The sequence below is a fragment of the Xanthobacter versatilis genome (genome assembly GCF_043193975.1).
Taxonomy (GTDB): Bacteria; Pseudomonadota; Alphaproteobacteria; order Rhizobiales; family Xanthobacteraceae; genus Xanthobacter; species Xanthobacter autotrophicus_E.
On sequence record NZ_JBAFVB010000029.1, the window covers coordinates 1 to 957 of the forward strand.

Annotated in this window: 1 protein-coding gene; it reads left to right on the plus strand. The window is 59.6% G+C overall.

The genetic code is table 11. The features are described 5' to 3' along the window. Positions 1 to 403, plus strand: a 403-nt coding sequence (locus V5F66_RS22220) for an outer membrane protein (RefSeq protein WP_394054057.1), incomplete at its 5' end; no start/stop codon positions are given. Between the last annotated feature and the right edge of the window lie 554 nt (positions 404 to 957).

Sequence of the window (957 nt, forward strand, 5' to 3'; positions counted from 1 at the left end):
CTACTCTTCCGTCTACATCTATGGCGGCTATCCCTACACCTCCAGCTACGGCGCGTCGGTTGACTACTTCGGTACGATCCGCGCTCGCATCGGCTACGCTTTCGACCGGTTCCTGCCCTACATCACCGGTGGTGCGGCCTACGGCAAGACCAAGGTCTCTGGCAGCTACGCTGGCGAGGGCTTCGGATCCTTTGATTCGTCCTCCACCAACTGGGGTTGGACCGTCGGCGGCGGCGTGGAATACGCCATCACCAACAACTGGACGTTCAAGACCGAATATCTGTACGTCGATCTCGGCAGCACCGACTACACCTACGGTTCGTATGACGGCTTCTACACCTATGCCGGCACCGTGGACACCAAGTTCCACACCCTCAAGGCTGGTGTGAACTACAAGTTCTGATCGAAGCACTGCTTCGTTGGGAAAGCCCGCTGCTTCGGCAGCGGGCTTTTTTATTGCGCGGCGTGTTCCGGGGGATCTACGTCACGTAGCTCCGTTCCGTCAGCAATTTCCATGGATGTGATTCGGCGACCCCGGCCTTCCACCCGGCTCCGCATTGTCATCGGCTGCACGCCGCGAGGCCACCTGTGTCCGGTGGCTGATCCCGGTAGGAACGTCCGCCCGACCGGGGAGGGGCATCCTCTGCTACCACCCTTCAATCTGGTCGTGCCGTCCGGGTCGATTTCGGTATCCTGTTAACGGGCAGATCGTTCTCTCCTAACGGATCAGCCGCTGTTTCGGCGCGACTGTGACTTGAATGTAACAGCAATCCGACGGGGCCTCTGCTACATATCACCCTCGAACGCGGCGTCTCCCGGGGCGGTCGCAATCAATGCGAATTCACAAGCACGGCTATTCCCAAAAAGGGGTTGGTTATGAAGCGTCTTCTTCTCGCCACTGTCGCATTCGCGGCGCTCTCCGCTCCGGCCATGGCTGCTGACCTGGCGACGAAGTAT